This window comes from Arthrobacter sp. zg-Y179 (assembly GCF_020907345.1).
Lineage (GTDB): Bacteria > Actinomycetota > Actinomycetes > Actinomycetales > Micrococcaceae > Arthrobacter_B > Arthrobacter_B jinronghuae.
The window spans coordinates 600986-618176 of record NZ_JAJJOB010000005.1 but is presented as its reverse complement, the minus strand read 5'-3'; the positions used below and the strand labels follow the sequence as shown (position 1 = coordinate 618176).

Sequence of the window (17191 nt, the reverse complement as noted above, 5' to 3'; positions counted from 1 at the left end):
GAGCTCATTCTCCTTCGAAGACTTCGAGTCCGGGCAGGTCCTCGGCACGGGCGGCCAGCTCGGCCACGGGCACCGAATCCAGCCGGGCGTCGGGTTCCATCCAGGCCCAGGGCTGCAGGACGAAGGCCCTCGTCGCTGCGCGGGGGTGCGGAATGATGAGGTCCTCATCATTCAGGTGCAGGTCCCCGTACGTGATGATGTCGACGTCGAGGGTCCTCGGGCCCCACCGGACAATGCGTTCGCGGTGGTGGCGTGCTTCGACGGCCTGGCAGTGCGCCAGCAGGGCGTGCGGTTCGAGTTCGGTTTCGACCGCCACCACGAGGTTGAGATAGTCAGGCTGTTCAGGGCCGCCGACCGGACGTGTGCGGACCACGGGGGAAACGGCGCTCAGCCGTACCTGCGGATGGTCGGCAAGCTCCGCTACTGCTGAGGAGAGCGTGTCCCGGCTCTCGCCGAGGTTGCTTCCAAGGGCAAGGATGGAATGGACGGCACTCATGCGCGCTCCCGGTGGATGGTGACCGCAACATCGCCGAACTGCACCGTGATCGGTGCCTTCGGCTTATGCACCGTGACCTCAACTGCGGCAAGGACGGAGAAGGAATTAAGGACGGCGTCCGCAATCCGGCCCGCCAGCGCCTCGATCAGGTTCAGCGGTTCCCCGGTGATGATTTGCACCACGAGTTCGGCAACCTCGCCGTAATGCGCCGTCAGCGTCAGGTCATCCGTGGCCGCTGCCGGCCCCAGATCGGTGAACAGGACCAGATCCACAACGAAAGGCTGCCCGTCCCGCCGCTCGTGGGGGAAGACACCGTGGAAACCGGTGGCGGTGATGCCGCTTAGGGTGATCCGGTCCCGCGTTCCGGAAACTCCGGAGCTCAGCATCCGGCTACCCTTTCCAGGCCGCGGCGACTTTTACGGCATCAAGGCTGGCCGGGACGTTGTGCACGCGCACTGCCCAGGCACCGGCGGACGCCGCCAGTGCGGACACCGCGACCGTGGCGTTGTCGCGTTCCAGCGGCTGGGCCGCCTTCCCGTAGCTGGTGAGCAGTGAGCCGAGGAAACGCTTGCGGGATGCACCGATAAGCACGCGGTGGCCCAAGGCGTTGAGGCGGTCGATTCCGCGCAGCAGCTCCCAGTTATGTTCGCCGTCCTTGGAGAAGCCCAGCCCGGGGTCGAGGATGATCTGTTCGGGGGCGGCACCGGCGGCGTAGAACCGGTCACGGACCTTCAGCATTTCCGCTGCCACCTCTTCGACGACGTCGGCGTAGCTGGCGTTGGGGTCATTGCTGCGGACGTTGCCGCGGCTGTGCATCAGGATGTAGGAGACTCCCGTTCGCGCTACAAGCCCGGGCATCTGGGGATCGGTTTCGGTGCCGGACACATCATTGATGATCGCGGCGCCGGCTTCAATCGCCTTTTCTGCCGTGGCGGCATTCATGGTGTCGATGCTGACGAGGGCCCCTGCACGGACCATGGCCTCGACCACAGGCAAAACCCGTGCCTGCTCCTCCTCCGGGGAGATGCGGACGGAGTCAGGCCGGGTGGATTCGCCGCCGACGTCGATGATGTCTGCGCCTTCATAGTGCATCTTCAGCCCCGCGCGGATTGCTGCGTCAGTATCGGCGAACTGCCCGCCGTCACTGAAGGAATCGGGCGTGACGTTCAGGACGCCCATGACCAGGGTGCGGTCGGCGGGAAGGTCGGAGAGCCTGCGCGCCTTACGGGCGGGCCGTACGACGGGCAACGGGGAGGTTGCCGGTCCAGTGCCGGGTGCGGCAGCGAGTGAATCCATGGTGGTCCTATCGTCCTAGTATCAGGCTCATTGCTTCTGCGCGGGTCGCGGTCTCGCGCAGCTGGCCGCGCACCGCCGAGGTCACGGTCTTGGCGCCTGGCTTGCGCACCCCGCGCATCGACATGCACAGGTGCTCGCATTCAATAACCACTATGGCACCGCGTGGGGAAAGATTGGTCATAAGTGCGTCCACGATCTGGGTGGTCAACCGCTCCTGGACCTGGGGCCTGCGGGCGTAGATGTCAACCAGCCGGGCGAGCTTGGACAGTCCGGTGACCTTGCCCTCGTGGGAGGGGATGTAGCCGATGTGCGCGGTGCCGTGGAACGGCACCAGGTGGTGCTCGCAGGTGGAATAAAAGGGAATGTCCTTGACCAGGACCATTTCCTCATGGTCCAGGTCAAACGTGGTGGCGAGCAGGTCCGAGGGGCTCTGGTGCAGTCCGGCGAAAATCTCGGTGTAGGACTTGGCCACCCGGCTCGGGGTTTCCCGTAGACCGTCACGGTCCGGGTCCTCCCCGATCGCGAGGAGGATCTCCCGGACCGCCCGTTCAATCCTTGGCTGATCCACCGGGGAATCCGCTGCCGCTTCGGCGGTCAGTAGGTCATCATCGAAATCGGTCACTGGTCGATCCTATCGCGCCGGCACTTCGTTCCCCGGCGATGCCGGGCGGCCCTGCAGGGCCGCCCGGGACCTACGCCTCGGGGGACGTGCTGCCGGTGCTTCCGCTCCGGCCGGGATGACTGCCGTTTCCGCTGCCCTGGGGCAGGCCGTTGCTGGACACATCGAAGTCCTGCGGCAGATCGGCGTCGGCAATCTGGTCCTGGGGAGCAACCGAGGACGGATCCGGGGCGCCGATTTCCTTGGCCTGGCGCCGTTCCTTCTGGGAGACCACCGGCGGCATGCTGTGGACCGGGCGGGTGGGCTTGGACAGCCAGACCTCCCGGACGTCGCGCTTGCGCACATCGGAGAAGACCTCGGCGATCTCCGCCTGGTTCAGCGTCTCCCGCTCCAGCAGCTCCAGCGCGAGCCGGTCGAGGACGTCGCGGTTCTCGGTGAGGATCTGGTACGCCTCGTCATGCGCGTTGTCCAGCAGGCGCCGGACCTCCTCGTCGACCACGTAGGCCACCTGGTCGGAGTAGTTGCGTTCCTGGCTCATGTCCCGGCCCAGGAACGGCTCGCCGCCGCCGGAGCCGAGCTTGACCGAACCGATCCGCTCGCTCATGCCGTACTGGGTGACCATCTTGCGGGCCGTGGACGTCGCCTTTTCGATGTCGTTGGAGGCACCGGTGGAGGGGTCGTGGAAGACAATTTCCTCCGCGACGCGGCCACCCATTGCGTAGGCGAGCTGGTCCAGGAGCTCGTTGCGTGTCACCGAGTACTTGTCATCCTGCGGCAGGACCATGGTGTAACCGAGTGCCCGGCCGCGCGGCAGGATGGTCACCTTGGTAACCGGGTCCGTGTTCCGCAGTGCCGCTGCCACCAGGGCGTGTCCGCCTTCGTGGTAGGCAGTGATCTTGCGTTCAAGTTCCTTCATCACGCGGCTGCGCTTCTGCGGGCCGGCAATCACGCGGTCAATTGCCTCATCCAGTGCGCGGTCGTCAATGAGGTCCGCGTTGGAGCGGGCGGTCAGCAGCGCTGCTTCGTTCAGGACGTTGGCCAGGTCCGCACCGGTGAAGCCCGGAGTCTTCCGTGCCACGGTCTCGAGGTCCACGCCGGGAGCCATCGGCTTGCCCTTGGCATGGACCTGCAGGATGTGCAGGCGGCCCTGCATGTCGGGGGCTTCGACACCGATCTGGCGGTCGAAGCGGCCCGGGCGCAGCAGTGCCGGGTCCAGGACGTCGGGCCGGTTGGTGGCAGCGATCAGGATGACGTTGGTGTTGCCGTCGAAACCGTCCATTTCCACCAGCAGCTGGTTCAGCGTCTGCTCGCGTTCGTCGTTTCCGCCGCCGACGCCGGCGCCGCGGTGGCGCCCGACGGCGTCAATTTCGTCCACGAAAATGATGGCCGGAGCGTTGGACTTGGCCTGTTCGAAGAGGTCGCGGACGCGGGAGGCGCCCACACCCACGAACATTTCAACGAAGTCGGAGCCGGAGATCGAGTAGAACGGAACACCGGCCTCGCCGGCGACGGCGCGGGCCAGCAGGGTCTTACCGGTGCCGGGAGGGCCGTAGAGCAGCACGCCCTTGGGGATCTTTGCGCCCACGGCCTGGAACTTGCCCGGATCCTGCAGGAATTCCTTGATCTCGTGCAGTTCCTCGACGGCTTCGTCGGCGCCCGCCACGTCGTCGAAGGTCACCTGGGGCATGTCCTTGTTGGTCAGCTTGGCCTTGGACTTGCCGAACTTCATGACCTGCGAGCCGCCGCCCTGCATGCGGGACATCAGGAACCAGAAAATCAGGCCGATGATGATGAACGGCAGGAACAAGCCGAGGAAGCTGGTGAACCAGTTGGTCTGCACCGGCTGGTCGGTGTAGTTAGCCCCGGAGTTGTTAACCGCCTGGACTATTTCCTCGCCGCGCGCAGTGCTGAAGTAGAACTGGACGTCAGTGACGCCCTTGTCGTCAACGCCGCTGTCATTCAATGTCAGGTCGACCCGCTGCTCGCCGTCATAGATCTTCGCCTGCGAGACTTTGTCCTGGTCGAGAAGCTCTATGCCTTCCTTGGTGTCCACCTGCGTTGCTCTGGTGGTACTAAGGCTAGGCACAAGGATCAAAAGAGCGGCCACTGCCAGCGCAATCCAAATGAGCGGGCCCTTGAAGAAGTTCTTGGATTTCATTCGACGTCAGGGCTAATGCCCCGTCCCTCCTGGTCAACAACGCTGGTATGCGCGGAATTTACCTACTAGCTATACACCGTCCCCCAGAAGAACACGGTCCGGGGAGGGGATTAGTTCCCTCAGGGCGTAGAGCATTGCGTCCGTGACGGTCCCCTTGTCGGGGACGGGGAGGAACGGGGCCGGAACCGTTATTCGTAAACGTGCGGCGCGAGGGTGCCGATGAAGTCCAGGTTGCGGTACCGCTCTGCAAAGTCCAGGCCGAAACCGACCACGAACTCGTTGGGGATTTCATAACCGACATACTTAACGTCGATTTCCACCTTGGCTGCATCCGGCTTGCGCAGCAGGGTGCAGATTTCCACGCTGGCCGGGCCGCGTGATTCCAGGTTGGTGCGCAGCCAGGAGAGCGTCAGGCCGGAGTCGATAATGTCCTCGACAATGAGCACGTGCTTGCCCAGCAGGTCCGTTTCCAGGTCCTTGATGATACGGACGACGCCGGAGGACTGGGTGCCGGAGCCGTAGGAGGACACTGCCATCCAGTCCATCGTGACGTGGCTGTGCAGGGCGCGGGAGAGGTCAGCCATCACCATCACGGCTCCCTTAAGCACGCCGACCAGCAGTACATCGCGGCCTGCGTAGTCGCGGTCAATTTCGGCCGCCAGTTCATTGATCCGGGTTTGGATCTGTTCCTTGGTGTAGAGAACGTGCTTGAGATCTGACTGGACGTCGTGTGAATCCACGAATGACTCCCGGGTGCGAAGTGTTGCAGCTTGGATGTTAGGTGCTGCTCTTTTTCCTAAAAACAAGATTGCCATAGCTTGGGGCGCCGTGGTGAACCGATTTGGCGCGCGGCTGGCGGTAGACGCTGACTTTCCCCACCAGTTGGACGGGTCCTGCCGACCCGGTGCGCCGCAGCAGCGCCTGGACCGCCGCGAGGCGTTCGTAGCTCGGCTGCGCACCCCCGAGTTCGAGCGCGGCGAGGGCCAATACGCGCTGGCGGACGGCGGGGGCAAGGTTCCGCAGCTGATCTTCGGGCAGCAGCAGCTCCTCGGAATCCGGGGCGTTGCCGGCCGGAACGGAGCCGCGGAGATCCGCAAAGGCCTGCGCCGCGACGGCGTCCAGGTAATCGGCGTCGGCGGAGAGGATACGTGAGGAACGGAACAGCGCTTCGGCGATGCCGGGGCCCAGTTTTTCTTCCAGGAACGGCAGCACTTCGGTCCGGACCCGGGACCGGGCATACGCAGGATCCTGGTTGCTGGGGTCGTGCCAGGGATCCAGCCCGGCATGCGCGCAGATCTCCAGCGTCTGTTCCCGGCGCAGGCCCAGGAAAGGCCGCAGGTATTTTCCCCGTACGGCGGGCATGCCGGCCAGGGACCGGGTACCGGAACCGCGCATCAGACCCAGCAGCACCTGCTCGGCCTGATCGTCAAGGGTATGGCCAAGCAGGACGGCGTCGGCGTCCAGTTCCTCGACTGCGGCGTCGAGTGCCGCATAACGGACAGTGCGTGCCGCCGCTTCGGGCCCCATGCCGGAGGCCGGCACCTCCACCTTCCGTACGAGAACGGGTTCCAGGCCCATCCCTTCCAGCTTGTCCCGCGCGGCGGCGGCGACGTCGGCGCTGCCCGGCTGCAGGGAGTGGTCAACGACGACGGCGCCCACCCGGTAGTCCCCCCGCCGGGAGAAGAACGAGGCGGCCAGCGCCAGGGCCAGGGAATCGGGGCCGCCGCTGCAGGCAACCAGGATCAGCGGCGGATGGTCTCCGCCCGGGGCCAGGCCGGCGTCGCGCAGGGTGTCACGGATGCTGTTGCGGGCATCCCCCAGCGTCGGAAGGAGCCGCTTGCGCACCCGCGGCGCCGGTCGGGCAGCGGCTGCTGTGCCCTCTGTGGAGCCGGAGTTGTTGAGGTTTTCGTCGAGCACGTTGTTGTTACAGTCCCATCCGGGTAATCCATAGGTCTGCGGAGTGGATCTCCGCTTCGGTCGGGAGGTTTTCGGGGCGCTCCCACACCCGGTTGAAGCCTTCCATGCCCACCTGGTCGGTGACGGCACGGACAAAGCGGGCGCCGTCGCTGTACTGGCGCATCTTGGCATCCAACCCCATGATCTGGCGGAAGAAGCGGTCAATCCAGGTGCGCTTGGCGCCGCGGTTGTTAAACCGCTGCCGGATGGTCTTGACGCTGGGCACGATGCTCGCATCCACGGCGTCCATGACCACGTTTGCGTGGCCTTCCAGGAGCGACATCACCGCCGTCAGGTGGGAGAGCCGTTCCTTGTCCTCCGGATCCTGCAGCAGGGAGAGCAGGTCCACGGACTTGTGCGGCACGCCGTCCGCGTCCACGCCGCCCTTGGGTGCTGCCAGCGCCTTCACGGCGGAACCCAGCCGCTCGGAAATGGTCTGCGCCTTGTCCATCATCCCGTTGGAGAGCTGGCTGATCTGCTCCAGCATGTGAGTCCGCAGCCACGGCGCGGCAGCGAACTGCACCCGGTGCGTCTGCTCGTGGAGGCAGACCCAGAGCCGGAAGTCGGCGGGCTCCACATTCAGTTCCCGTTCCAGCGTGACGATGTTGGGGGCCACCAGCAGCAGGCGTCCGCCGGGTTTGCCGACGCCGCCCAGGGCGGCGAAGGGATCGTACTGGCCAAGGACCTTGCTCGAGAGGAAGGCAAGGATGGTGCCCAGCTGCGCGCCGGTCATGGTTCCGCCCAGTGCCGTGTTGGCGGCGGCCAGCTGTTCCGGGCGGGTTTCGGCCAGATGCTGCAGGGCCGGTCCCATCAGCACCGAGAAGCTCTGCGAGTTGGCGCGGGCCCAGGATGCCCGGTCCACAATCAGCACGTCCGAGTCCCGCAGGTCCCGGGCCGCTTCCAGTCCGGTGATGCGGTGGACGTGCGCGACGGAGGCTTCAGCGGCGGCCCGCAGGTCCGCCACGGCGTCGCGGATCTCGCGGGCGGACATCTTCGGTCCGGGCGCCACCATGGCCGCGGCGGTGGAAGCTGCCAGGTCCCAGTTCACCAGCGACGGCGTCCCGCCGGCGGACGGGTGGGCGTCGGTATTTTTCCCTGCAGGGGCGGAAGGCGCCGGGACGGGGGTCGGACGGCTTCGCTCGTTGCTCTCCATTGCTCCATTCGACCACATTGCCTTCCGGCACCACACCACCTTGAGGGAACGGAGCGTCTGCCCGGTATTACCGGCACCCGCATCCGGCCAGCACGGCCGCCGCGGAATCCACGGCGTCCCGTGCCTGCTGGGTGTTTCCGTCCAGGCCGCTGGCAACGAAAGTGAAGGCAAGTACCCGGCCGTCGGCGTCGGCGGCGTACCCGGTCAGCGCGGTGACCGCCAGCAGGGTTCCCGTCTTGGCCCGCACAATTCCCGCTGCTGCGGAATCGGCTGTCTCGTCATAGCGCCCGGCCAGCGTTCCGCTCAGGGCGGCCACGGGCAGTCCGCCTGCGACGGCGCGCAAATCGGGGTCGGTAGTGGTGAGGAGGATCTGCATCAGCGAGGTCAACTGCGCGGCGGAAACCGAGGTTTCGCCGGACAGGCCGCTGGTATCCCCCAGCACCATTGCTCCGGCATCCACCCCGAGGGCAGCCACCTCGGCCTTAACGGTTTCAATTCCGCCGGCAAAGGATGCCTCACGGTCCGTGGCTGCCGCACTGAGCCGGGCCAGCACCTCCGCTAGGTAGTTGTCAGAGTTCAGCAGCATGTAGTCGACCTGTTCGGCCAGCGGTGCGGAGCGGACCTCGGCGAGGGCAACAGCGCCTGCCGGAGCGGTGCCGCGTTCAACAGACAGCTCTACGTCGATGCCCCTGGGCGCCAGGGCAGCAGCGAGTGCGGCGCGGTAGGACTCTCCGGCGGACAGGGCGGCGTCCTCAACGCGGGGTCCCGGCCCGGTGCCCTCCTCTGCCCATGCCGAGCTCACCGCAAGGGAATGGATCGGGGCGATCTCGCCCGCCGCGACGTCGGCTTCCCCCCAGGCGTCCGAAAGTGCCGGGCCGGTGAACAGCGAATCATCCACCAGCACCTTCACTGGTCCTGCGGTTTCCTTTTCGGCAAGTGCCGCGGCGGTCCGTTCGGCCAGGGTGGCCAGTCCGGCGTGGCCGGCCACGGACCCGGGATCCGAATCCCCAGCGGTCAGCAGCACATCGCCGCCGCCCCGCAGGACCACCGTGCCCGGGTCTTCCCCCGGCAGGGCGGTGGTGGGAAAGCGCGTGTCGCCGTCCATCGCGGACAGCGCCGCGGCGGCGGTCAGGACCTTGAGGCTTGAGGCGGGGGCCAGCCCGGTGGCGCCGCCGCGCTCATAAAGCACTGTGCCGGTGAGCGCGTCCTGCACCACGGCGGAGAAGGTGCCGCTTCCGTCCACGGCCAGTTCGGCGTCGAGCAGGCGGGCCAGCTGCTCCGCATCCGGCATCGGATCCGATGCCTTCGGAGCAGCTACCAGTGTGCTGTCCGTGAGCTTCGCGGGTGCCTGCTGGTAGCGGGGAACCACCTCGGCGCGCTGCACCCGGGGTTCGGTCAGGGACTGGGCAACCGGAGGGAGGGCATAGCAGGCCAACGGAACCAGCAGCACTGCGAAGACCAGGGCCAGCAGAGTGCCGGAGAACATCCGAGACATGTCCCACCGACTCTTTCATTTCCGCCGGCTTGCCCGGCCCGTTTCGGCCCTGCACACGTTCTGTGCACAGGACATATATCTTTAAGACTAGACCGACGCCGGCGCCGGCCCCGATCTTTCCGGTCGCGGGGCATGCCGGCGCATGATCGTCAGCCAAATCTTTCCAGTGGTTCCTCAGCGGGCCACGCCAGTGAGGAGTCGCAATGCCCGAAACGCCCATGACGCTCGACGTCACCATCGAGATCCCCAAGGGATCCCGGGTCAAGTACGAAATTGACCACGAAACCCACCGCCTGCGCCTGGACCGGGTCCTGTTCACGTCCATGGCCTACCCCACCCACTACGGGTACTTCGAGAACACCCTCGGCGAGGACGGCGATCCCCTGGACGCGCTGGTGATGCTGCAGGACTTCGACCTGATGCCCGGCGTACTGGTGGAATCCCGTCCCATCGGCGTGTTCAACATGGTCGACGACGGCGGCGGAGACGCCAAGGTTCTCTGCGTTCCGGTGGACCCGCGCTTTAACCACATCCAGGACCTCTCGGACGTCTCCGACTTCCTGCTCGACGAGATCAAGCACTTCTTCACGAAGTACAAGGACCTGGAGCCCGGCAAGTGGGTTGAAGCCGCTGACTGGGCCGGCCGCGAGGAGGCCGAAGCCGAGGTTCGGGCTTCCCTGGAGCGCTACAAGGCACACGGCGAAGGCCACGAAGAGGACGAGGCCCAGGGCCGCGACGTCGACGCCAACCCCGTCAACAACTAGTTCTTCCTATCGGCCCTGCCGGTACGACGGCGGTGCGTCCCTTGCGGGGCGGCCGCCGTCGGCGTTTAACTCCGCAATCTCAGTTGCCGCGCGCCTTGCGCTGCGCCCACGCGCGCAGGTCTCCCGCGTGGGTCCTGGCCGGAACAACCGCCACCAGCACGGCAACGGCAAGGACAATCCAGCTGGAGGTCAGCCATGCCGCCCACAGGCCCAGCAGGACAATGCCTGCCCCGAACAGCAGGGGAAGCAGCGGGCGGCGGTCCGGGCGGGGTGCTTGCTCCTGGCTGGTCATGCGCCCGACTCTACCGGGGTGCCGGGCCGGGCGCGCCACAACCGCATTCGGTTGTTTTCCGCCGGAGTCTGACATGCTGATGCCATGCATTTTGTGCTGACCATCAACCAGCGGGACTCCCGGGAGGTCGGGGACCTGGTTCCGGACCTGATCCGCTCCCTTCGGCATCTGCCTGCCGCCGTTCCCTTCCAGCGCACCGTCGGTGACGAAGCCCAGGGGGTGCTGACCGATGCGGCCACCGCGGTGGAAGCCGCGCTGACGGCGATCCGGCAGCGCCGCTGGCACGTGGGCGTGGGGGTGGGCGAGCTCCAGGTTCCCCTCCCGGAGAATCTGTCCGACGTGCGGGGCTACGGACTGGTCTATTCCCGGCGTGCCGTGGAGCGCGCCCAGCGCACCGGCGACCGTGTGCCGCTGGCGGTGGAGGGCCCGGATGCGGAACTGGCGGCGGAGGCGGAAGCCGTGCTGCGCCTGCTGGGCCTGATTGTGGCCGCCCGCTCCGAGGCCGAGTGGAAGGTGCTGGACCTCATGACTCCGGGAGCGCGCGGGCAGCAGAAGTTCGTGGCCCAGGAACTGGGAATCACCGCACAGGCCGTGAGCAAGGCGGTGGTCCGGTCCCACTGGAGCGAAGAATGGGCCACCCGTCCGGCCGCCGCACGGCTGCTGGGACTGGTCTACGGTCCGGCCTCGCTTCCGCCGGCAGCGCTCCCCTACCGGGCGTGAGCTAGGCCGTGCCGTCCAGCACGCTGGACAGCACGCTCGCCGCACCGTCCTCGTAGACCGTGCCGGTCACCTCGGAGGCTGCTGCCAGGACCTCGTCCGGCGCCTGACCCATGGCCACGCCTCGGGCGGCCCAGTCCAGCATCTCAATGTCGTTGCGGCCGTCACCCAGGCCAATGGTCAGCGTCGGGTCGACCTCCAGCCGGCGGCGGACCTGCTCCAGCGCGCTGGCCTTGGTGACACCGGACGCGGCGATATCCAGCCAGGCGGTCCAGCCCACGGAATACGTCACGCCGTGCAGTCCGATCGCCTCCACCGCCTCGCCGAATTCCTCTGCGGTGCTGTCGGTGCTGAAAACCACCACGCGGACGGCCTGTGCCTCCAGCATGGACTCGAAGTCCACCGCGAGGGCTTCGGCACCGAAGCTGGCGTCCTGGAACCGTTCGGTGGATAGGAAGCGCCCTTCCGCGTCCTCCAGGGCGAATTTTGCGGTGGGAAGCTTTGCGCGCAGCGCGGCCAGTGCCGGTTTCGGGTCGAAGACCACACGGTCCATTACTTCGTAGCCGTCTTCGAGGGCGGGATCCAGGCGCAGGGTCACGGCACCGTTGGAGCAGACGCAGTATCCCGTGGTCAGGCCCAGGAGTTCGAGGATTGGCAGCGCGGCCCCGTAGGACCTGCCGGTGGCCACCACAAGGTGGTGGCCTGCTTCCGAGGCCTTTCGTGCGGCCTCGCGAACGCCCGGGGACATGTGGCCGTCGTGGTCTACGAGGGTTCCGTCTACGTCGAGGGCTACCAGGTGTCGCTTGTCAGGGGTTCGCTGGTCTTCGATGCCAGCGGTACTCATAGTTGTCATCGTTTTATCTAAGCAGATCGGCAAGGAAGGCGGCTAGGACAGCTGCCACAGGGCCGGACCGGTGGACAGGGTTGATGCACGGCGGGACCCCGGGCAACACCCGAGGTCCCGCCGTCGTTGCATGGAGTTAGAGGACCGGAAGGACTTCCAGTCCGCCCAGGTACGGCTGAAGCGCAGCCGGGACATTAACGGAGCCGTCCGGGTTCTGGTGGTGTTCCAGAATTGCGACGATCCACCGGGTGGTGGCCAGCGTTCCGTTCAGGGTGGCCACGGCACGGGTGCCCTTGCCTTCAGCCTGCCGTTCGCGGATGTTCAGGCGCCGGGCCTGGAAGGTGGTGCAGTTGGAGGTGGAGGTCAGCTCGCGGTAGGCGTTCTGGGTGGGAACCCAGGCCTCGCAGTCGAACTTCCGCGCCGCGGACATGCCCAGATCGCCGGCCGCCGTGTCGATGACCCGGTAGGGCAGCTCGACCTTGGCCAGCATTTCCTCTTCCCAGGCCAGCAGCCGCTGGTGCTCTGCCGCTGCATCCTCCGGCCGGGCGTAGACAAACATTTCCACCTTGTTGAACTGGTGGACGCGGATGATGCCGCGGGTGTCCTTGCCGTGCGAGCCGGCTTCGCGGCGGTAGCAGGAGGACCAGCCGGCGTAGCGGACCGGGCCGCCGTCGAGCTCAAGAATTTCGTCTGCGTGGTAGCCGGCCAGCGGCACCTCGGACGTGCCCACCAGGTACAGGTCGTCTTCGGCCAGGCGGTAGATCTCGGCGTCGTGCGCGACGTCGAAGCCGGTACCCTGCATCGTCTCGGGGCGGACCAGGGTGGGGGTGATCATCGGGACGAATCCGGCCTTCACTGCCTGGTCCATCGCCATGTTCAGCAGTGCCAGTTCGAGGCGGGCGCCGACGCCGCGCAGGAAGTAGAAGCGGGAGCCGGAGACCTTGGCGCCGCGTTCCATGTCGATGGCGCCGAGCAGCTCGCCGATTTCCAGGTGGTCGCGGGGTTTAAAGCCCTCGGCCTCAAAGTCGCGGGGCTTGCCGACGGTCTTGACTACCTCGAAGTCGTCCTCTCCTCCGACCGGAACGCCGTCGGACACCAGGTTCGGGATCCGGCGCAGCAGCGCATCGGATTCGGCCTGGATGGCGTCAGCCTCGGCGCCGGCGGCCTTGACTGCGGCAGCCAGTTCCTTCACCTCGGCCAGGAGGGCCTGCTTCTCTTCACCCTTGGCGGCGGCGACGCGCTTGCCGAAGGCATTCTGCTCGGCGCGCAGGGTCTCGTAGCGGGTCCGGGCGTCGCGGCGGGAGGCGTCAGCGGAAATGATCGCGTCCACAAGGCTCTCGTCGGCCAGCCGGGCGCGCTGCGAGGCTCGGAATTTTTCGGGGTTTTCGCGGAGCTCATTTACATCGATCACGTCTCAAGGGTACCCAAAACCCGCCCGGCCTTTGCGCTGCGGGGCGGCGGCTATTCTGGGAGGCATCATGCCCGTTGAAATTACCCTCCTCCTTGTCCTGATCGCCGCCCTGCTGGCCTCCGCCCTAACCTGGGCCGTTGCCGGCACCCGCAGCAGGCGGCGGGCGGCGGCGGACGCTGCGGTGTTCGCCCCGCGCGGAGCGGCCCACCAGCGGGTGGCGATGGTCGTGAACCCGATCAAGGCGCTTGCTGCCGATGCCGAGGCGCTGCTGAGGGCTTCCTGCGAGCTCGCGGGCTGGGATCCGCCGCTGATCCTGGAAACAACCGTGGACAGCCCGGGCTACCTGCAGGCGCTGCAGGCACTGGAGTCCGGGGCCGACGTCGTCCTCGCCGCCGGCGGCGACGGCACCATCCGCGAGGTCTCGCGCGCGGTGGCGCATTCCGGTGCCGCCCTGGGCCTGATCCCGCTGGGCACCGGCAACCTGCTGGCCCGGAACCTGGACATCTCCGTGGCGGACCTGGCGGGAAACATCCGCAACTCGCTGCACGGGGATGTGCGGCGGATCGATATGGCCGACATTGTGCTCGAAGATGCCTCCACGGGCGGGCGTTCCCACAATGCGTTCCTGGTGATGGGCGGGATCGGCCTGGATGCCCAGGTAATCGCCGCTACCAGGGATGAGCTTAAGAAGCGGGTGGGCTGGCTGGCCTACAGCGAAGCCGGCGTCCGCCTGCTGCCGGGACGGCGGACGCGGATGACCGTCAGCATAGACGACGGTCCGGCGCAGTCACAGAAGGTGCACAGCGTGCTGGTGGCCAACACGGGACGCCTGCCCGCCGGAATCGATTTCATTCCCGACGCCGTGGTGGAGGACGGGCTGCTGGACGTCGTCATCATCAGCCCGCGCAGTGTCCTTGGCTGGGCCTGGGTGGCAGGCAAAGTAATGACGCGCTACCCCAAGGACCTCCCGGTGATCCGTCACCACCGGGTCCGGAAAATCACGGTGACCGTCGCGGAACCCACCCAGACCCAGCTCGACGGCGACCTGACCGGACCCGCCACCACCATCACGGTGGAGGTGGACGCCGGAGCCCTGCTGGTCCGGGTGCCGCCCTCGCCCGTCCTGCCGCCGGAGGCATAGAAACGGCGCCGCACCAGTGGGTGCAGCGCCGTTTCGCAGGAAGGCGTTACTTGCCGTCCTGGGTGCCCTCGGAGTCGGTGTAACCGCCTTCGCGGTCCTTGTCCGTCTTGGCGCCCTCTGCGGCGGTGTACTTGCCTTCGTCCTCGCTGGGGGAGGACTGCTCGCGGATCAGCGCCTCTTCCTCGGCAAAGCGGATGTCGTTGCCCTGGTCGCCGACATCGCCGCGGTAGTTATCGTCATTGGTGGAAACACCGCTGGGCTTCGGGTCCTTGAGCTGCTCTTGTTCGTTGGGGTACTCGCTCATGCCGGCACCTTCCTTCTTGGGGTGGTTGTCCAGTGCGCCAATACTGCGCGCGCCTTCCATCAGCATACTTATCGCCGGTCCCGGCGGAAACCCGGTTAATCCTCGAGCATCATCCGGGTTGCGGTCTCCGACGCGGAGAACCCCGTCACCGGGATGACCTGGCCGTCGAAGAAGCGGTCTACCACCCGGGGATCAATGTAGGACTTGCGGGCGATTGCCGGGGTGTTGCCCAGGTGCTCCGCCACGTCCCGTGCAGTTGCTGCCACGGCCTTCTGCTTCGCCCGATTGGTGGCGGCGGTCGGCGCCATCCGGGCCAGGGACATGGCTGCCACCACCGTGGCCTGCCAGGTGCGGAAGTCCTTGGCGCTGAATTCTCCGCCCGTGACTTCCTTCAGGAAGGCGTTCAGCTGGGCGGCATCGACGCTGTGCCAGGCACCGTCAGCCCCGAGGTAGGCCAGCGCCGTGTCCGCATCCGGGCGGCGGAGCATCGGTTCGAGGGCGTCCGCGAGGTCGGCATCCTTGATGGAGGTGTGCCATTCCTGGCCGCTCTTGCCGGGGAAGTCGAAACGCACTTCCGTTCCATCCAGCCGCACATGCTCGATCCGCAGGGTGGTGGTGCCGTAGGAACCGTTGGCCTCCGCATAACGGGTGCCGCCCACGCGCAGCGCGCCGGCGTCGACAATCCGCAGGGCTGCCGCCAGGGCACGTTCCGAACCGCAGCCCTCGGCGCGCAGATGCTTGGTGATCAGGCGGCGGGCCGCCGGAAGGGACTGGGCGAATGCGAGGGCGCGGTCGAATTTCTCCCGGTCCTTCATCTCACGCCACTGCGGGTGGTACATGTACTGCTTACGCCCGGCGGCGTCGGTTCCCGTCGCCTGGATGTGGCCGTTGGGGTACGGACTGATCCAGACATCCGTCCAGGCCGGCGGAATGGCCAGCGAACGGATCCGGGCCACTACCGTCCGGTCGGTGATGACGTTGCCGCGGACATCCCGGTAACTGAACCCCTTGCCCCAGCGGCGGCGGGAGTAGCCGGGATGTTCGCAGTTGCTTCGCCGCAGACGGCCCATGATGCGTCCCTTTCACCCGCCGCGGACCGGTTCGGCCGCAGGTTCCAGCCCTAGTATCCGTTCAGCAGGGACTCGAACCAAATGTCTGCGGCCCGAAACGCCTCGTCACTGGTGTGCCGGGGTATCTCCGACTCGCGGTGGTCCGCGCGCGGATAGGAGCCCAGGAAACGCAGCTCCGGACTGATCCGGTGCAGGCCCTTCAATGCATCCGCCATCCGGGCATCCGCAATGTGGCCGTCAGCGTCGATGCTGAAGAAGTAATCACCGAGGAACATACCCGTGGGACGGGACTCGATCCGGCTCAGGTTCACCCCGCGGGTGGAAAACTGGTCCAGGATTTCCATCAGGGCACCGGGGTGGTCCTCCGGCAGGGGAACCACCAGGGTGGTCTTGTCGGAACCGGTCGGCTCCGGAAGCAGTCCGGGCAGGCTGATCATCACGAACCTGGTCACGGCATCGCGCACATCGCCGATGTCCTCCCGCAGAACCTCCAGCCCGAGCCGCTGCGCCACCAGCGGCGCGCAGATCGCCGCGTCAAAGGACGGGTCGGACCCGCTGAGCTCCACTGCTGCCGCTGCAGTTGAGGAGGCAGGCAAATATTCCGCCTCGGGAATATTTGCCGCGGCCCATTCCCGGCACTGTGCCCAGGCATGGGTGTGGGTGGAAACCGTGCGGATATCCGCCAGGGCCACCCCCGGACGCGCCGCCAGGACAAACGTGATGGGGACCAGGATTTCCCTCAGGATCCGCAGTGAGGCACCGGCGGAAAGCGCATCGAGGGTGGCGCTGACGCCGCCCTCCACCGAGTTTTCAATCGGCACCACGGCAGCCGTGGCCTGCCCGGAGCGGACCATTTCCAGTGCGGAGTTCACGCTGGGCGCCGGAATGCGGACGGCGTCCTGTGCGCCCGGGATGGTCAGCAGTGCAGCCTCCGTGAAGGTGCCCTCCGGACCGAGGTACGTGTAAACCACGGTTTCCCCCAGCGGGCCGCGGTGGTGCGGAGCGGCCTGGGTGTCGGCGGCATGCGTCATTTAACGGTCGGTTCCTGCCCGTTGTCGGAAACCATGGGCTTCCCCGCCTCGAGCCAGGCACCCATCCCGCCGTTAACGTTGACGGCCGAGTAACCGTTGACTTCCAGCCACTGGGTGGCCCGGGCGCTGCGCCCGCCGGTGCGGCAGATGACTGCAAGGTCCTGGTCCGGGTCCAGATCATCAAGGGCATCGGGCAGCCGGTCAAGCGGGATGTGGAGGGCGCCGTCAACGTGGCCGGCCTCCCATTCGTAGTCTTCCCGTACGTCGAGGATCTTCGCGCCCTCGGGAATGGTGTCTACGGTTACGCTCTGCATCTCACTCATTGCTGCCCTCACTGTCGTACGGGTTGAAAGCTCCGCACCACGGTTCCGGGCACGCCCGGGCCCGCAGTACGGTGCCGTTTTGTCCAGCCTATAGTGGGACGCGGTCCGAGAGAATAAACGC

General features: G+C 66.7%; 19 protein-coding genes. 3 read left to right on the top strand and 16 right to left on the bottom strand.

Going from position 1 to position 17191, the window contains the following annotated elements; genetic code table 11:
* Window positions 1–4: 4 nt before the first annotated feature.
* The 9 genes from folK to dacB form a co-directional block, all read right to left on the bottom strand.
* Window positions 5–496, bottom strand: coding sequence for a 2-amino-4-hydroxy-6-hydroxymethyldihydropteridine diphosphokinase (gene folK / locus LOC56_RS06110; protein ID WP_229951391.1), 492 nt, complete (start codon window positions 494–496; stop codon window positions 5–7).
* Window positions 493–882, bottom strand: coding sequence for a dihydroneopterin aldolase (gene folB / locus LOC56_RS06105; protein ID WP_229951390.1), 390 nt, complete (start codon window positions 880–882; stop codon window positions 493–495). The genes folK and folB overlap by 4 nt, the downstream gene beginning before the upstream one ends.
* Window positions 883–886: 4 nt before the next feature.
* Window positions 887–1792 (bottom strand): dihydropteroate synthase, encoded by a 906-nt coding sequence (folP, locus tag LOC56_RS06100; RefSeq protein ID WP_229951389.1) that lies wholly within the window; start codon window positions 1790–1792, stop codon window positions 887–889.
* A 7-nt stretch (window positions 1793–1799) separates the two neighbouring features.
* The gene (gene folE / locus LOC56_RS06095; RefSeq protein WP_229951388.1) at window positions 1800–2414 is read right to left on the bottom strand and encodes a GTP cyclohydrolase I FolE; all 615 of its coding nucleotides are present in this window, start codon (window positions 2412–2414) and stop codon (window positions 1800–1802) included.
* 70 nt (window positions 2415–2484) lie between these two features.
* Window positions 2485–4569: an ATP-dependent zinc metalloprotease FtsH gene (gene ftsH, locus LOC56_RS06090; RefSeq protein WP_229951387.1), complete on the bottom strand. Its 2085-nt coding sequence runs from the start codon at window positions 4567–4569 to the stop codon at window positions 2485–2487.
* Window positions 4570–4757: 188 nt separating this feature from the next.
* Window positions 4758–5309, bottom strand: coding sequence for a hypoxanthine phosphoribosyltransferase (gene hpt / locus LOC56_RS06085; RefSeq protein WP_229951386.1), 552 nt, complete (start codon window positions 5307–5309; stop codon window positions 4758–4760).
* A 37-nt stretch (window positions 5310–5346) separates the two neighbouring features.
* Window positions 5347–6486, bottom strand: coding sequence for a tRNA lysidine(34) synthetase TilS (tilS, locus tag LOC56_RS06080; protein WP_442860071.1), 1140 nt, complete (start codon window positions 6484–6486; stop codon window positions 5347–5349).
* Between the two features lie 7 nt (window positions 6487–6493).
* Window positions 6494–7678 (bottom strand): zinc-dependent metalloprotease, encoded by a 1185-nt coding sequence (locus tag LOC56_RS06075; protein WP_229951385.1) that lies wholly within the window; start codon window positions 7676–7678, stop codon window positions 6494–6496.
* Window positions 7679–7745: 67 nt separating this feature from the next.
* Window positions 7746–9164 (bottom strand): D-alanyl-D-alanine carboxypeptidase/D-alanyl-D-alanine endopeptidase, encoded by a 1419-nt coding sequence (gene dacB / locus LOC56_RS06070; protein ID WP_229951384.1) that lies wholly within the window; start codon window positions 9162–9164, stop codon window positions 7746–7748.
* A 227-nt stretch (window positions 9165–9391) separates the two neighbouring features.
* Between dacB and LOC56_RS06065 the strand changes: the two genes are divergently transcribed.
* On the top strand, window positions 9392–9937 hold the full coding sequence (locus LOC56_RS06065) for an inorganic diphosphatase (protein WP_229951527.1): 546 nt from the start codon (window positions 9392–9394) through the stop codon (window positions 9935–9937).
* A 79-nt stretch (window positions 9938–10016) separates the two neighbouring features.
* Here LOC56_RS06065 and LOC56_RS06060 read toward each other — a convergent pair whose 3' ends face one another.
* Window positions 10017–10229, bottom strand: coding sequence for a hypothetical protein (locus tag LOC56_RS06060; protein ID WP_229951383.1), 213 nt, complete (start codon window positions 10227–10229; stop codon window positions 10017–10019).
* Window positions 10230–10313: 84 nt separating this feature from the next.
* On the opposite strand from LOC56_RS06060, the gene LOC56_RS06055 reads away from it, so the two are divergent.
* Window positions 10314–10949: a hypothetical protein gene (locus tag LOC56_RS06055; protein ID WP_229951382.1), complete on the top strand. Its 636-nt coding sequence runs from the start codon at window positions 10314–10316 to the stop codon at window positions 10947–10949.
* Between the two features lies 1 nt (window position 10950).
* On the opposite strand, the gene LOC56_RS06050 is transcribed toward LOC56_RS06055, so the two are convergent.
* The gene (locus LOC56_RS06050) at window positions 10951–11799 is read right to left on the bottom strand and encodes an HAD family hydrolase (RefSeq protein WP_229951381.1); all 849 of its coding nucleotides are present in this window, start codon (window positions 11797–11799) and stop codon (window positions 10951–10953) included.
* Between the two features lie 127 nt (window positions 11800–11926).
* Window positions 11927–13201: a serine--tRNA ligase gene (gene serS / locus LOC56_RS06045; protein ID WP_229951380.1), complete on the bottom strand. Its 1275-nt coding sequence runs from the start codon at window positions 13199–13201 to the stop codon at window positions 11927–11929.
* Window positions 13202–13268: 67 nt separating this feature from the next.
* Between serS and LOC56_RS06040 the strand changes: the two genes are divergently transcribed.
* Window positions 13269–14342, top strand: coding sequence for a diacylglycerol/lipid kinase family protein (locus tag LOC56_RS06040; protein WP_229951379.1), 1074 nt, complete (start codon window positions 13269–13271; stop codon window positions 14340–14342).
* A gap of 46 nt (window positions 14343–14388) precedes the next feature.
* Here LOC56_RS06040 and LOC56_RS06035 read toward each other — a convergent pair whose 3' ends face one another.
* From LOC56_RS06035 to LOC56_RS06020, 4 genes are all read right to left on the bottom strand, one after another.
* Entirely contained in the window at window positions 14389–14646 is a 258-nt protein-coding gene (locus tag LOC56_RS06035; protein ID WP_229951378.1) for a hypothetical protein, read from the bottom strand.
* Window positions 14647–14741: 95 nt separating this feature from the next.
* The gene (locus tag LOC56_RS06030) at window positions 14742–15716 is read right to left on the bottom strand and encodes a DNA topoisomerase IB (RefSeq protein ID WP_229951377.1); all 975 of its coding nucleotides are present in this window, start codon (window positions 15714–15716) and stop codon (window positions 14742–14744) included.
* A 50-nt stretch (window positions 15717–15766) separates the two neighbouring features.
* The gene (gene pheA / locus LOC56_RS06025) at window positions 15767–16747 is read right to left on the bottom strand and encodes a prephenate dehydratase (protein ID WP_229951374.1); all 981 of its coding nucleotides are present in this window, start codon (window positions 16745–16747) and stop codon (window positions 15767–15769) included.
* The gene (locus LOC56_RS06020; protein WP_229951371.1) at window positions 16744–17070 is read right to left on the bottom strand and encodes a rhodanese-like domain-containing protein; all 327 of its coding nucleotides are present in this window, start codon (window positions 17068–17070) and stop codon (window positions 16744–16746) included. The genes pheA and LOC56_RS06020 overlap by 4 nt, the downstream gene beginning before the upstream one ends.
* Window positions 17071–17191: the final 121 nt, after the last annotated feature.

Excerpts from the sequence above, each read along its gene's own strand:
- LOC56_RS06040 (WP_229951379.1), top strand. The coding sequence starts at position 13,269 with ATGCCCGTTGAAATTACCCTCCTCCTTGTCCTGATCGCCGCCCTGCTG.
- LOC56_RS06020 (WP_229951371.1), bottom strand. The coding sequence starts at position 17,070 with ATGAGTGAGATGCAGAGCGTAACCGTAGACACCATTCCCGAGGGCGCG.
- LOC56_RS06055 (WP_229951382.1), top strand. The coding sequence starts at position 10,314 with ATGCATTTTGTGCTGACCATCAACCAGCGGGACTCCCGGGAGGTCGGG.
- LOC56_RS06075 (WP_229951385.1), bottom strand. The coding sequence starts at position 7,678 with ATGGAGAGCAACGAGCGAAGCCGTCCGACCCCCGTCCCGGCGCCTTCC.
- LOC56_RS06050 (WP_229951381.1), bottom strand. The coding sequence starts at position 11,799 with ATGACAACTATGAGTACCGCTGGCATCGAAGACCAGCGAACCCCTGAC.
- pheA (WP_229951374.1), bottom strand. The coding sequence starts at position 16,747 with ATGACGCATGCCGCCGACACCCAGGCCGCTCCGCACCACCGCGGCCCG.
- LOC56_RS06060 (WP_229951383.1), bottom strand. The coding sequence starts at position 10,229 with ATGACCAGCCAGGAGCAAGCACCCCGCCCGGACCGCCGCCCGCTGCTT.
- LOC56_RS06030 (WP_229951377.1), bottom strand. The coding sequence starts at position 15,716 with ATGGGCCGTCTGCGGCGAAGCAACTGCGAACATCCCGGCTACTCCCGC.
- LOC56_RS06035 (WP_229951378.1), bottom strand. The coding sequence starts at position 14,646 with ATGAGCGAGTACCCCAACGAACAAGAGCAGCTCAAGGACCCGAAGCCC.
- ftsH (WP_229951387.1), bottom strand. The coding sequence starts at position 4,569 with ATGAAATCCAAGAACTTCTTCAAGGGCCCGCTCATTTGGATTGCGCTG.
- folK (WP_229951391.1), bottom strand. The coding sequence starts at position 496 with ATGAGTGCCGTCCATTCCATCCTTGCCCTTGGAAGCAACCTCGGCGAG.
- folP (WP_229951389.1), bottom strand. The coding sequence starts at position 1,792 with ATGGATTCACTCGCTGCCGCACCCGGCACTGGACCGGCAACCTCCCCG.
- dacB (WP_229951384.1), bottom strand. The coding sequence starts at position 9,164 with ATGTTCTCCGGCACTCTGCTGGCCCTGGTCTTCGCAGTGCTGCTGGTT.
- LOC56_RS06065 (WP_229951527.1), top strand. The coding sequence starts at position 9,392 with ATGACGCTCGACGTCACCATCGAGATCCCCAAGGGATCCCGGGTCAAG.
- folB (WP_229951390.1), bottom strand. The coding sequence starts at position 882 with ATGCTGAGCTCCGGAGTTTCCGGAACGCGGGACCGGATCACCCTAAGC.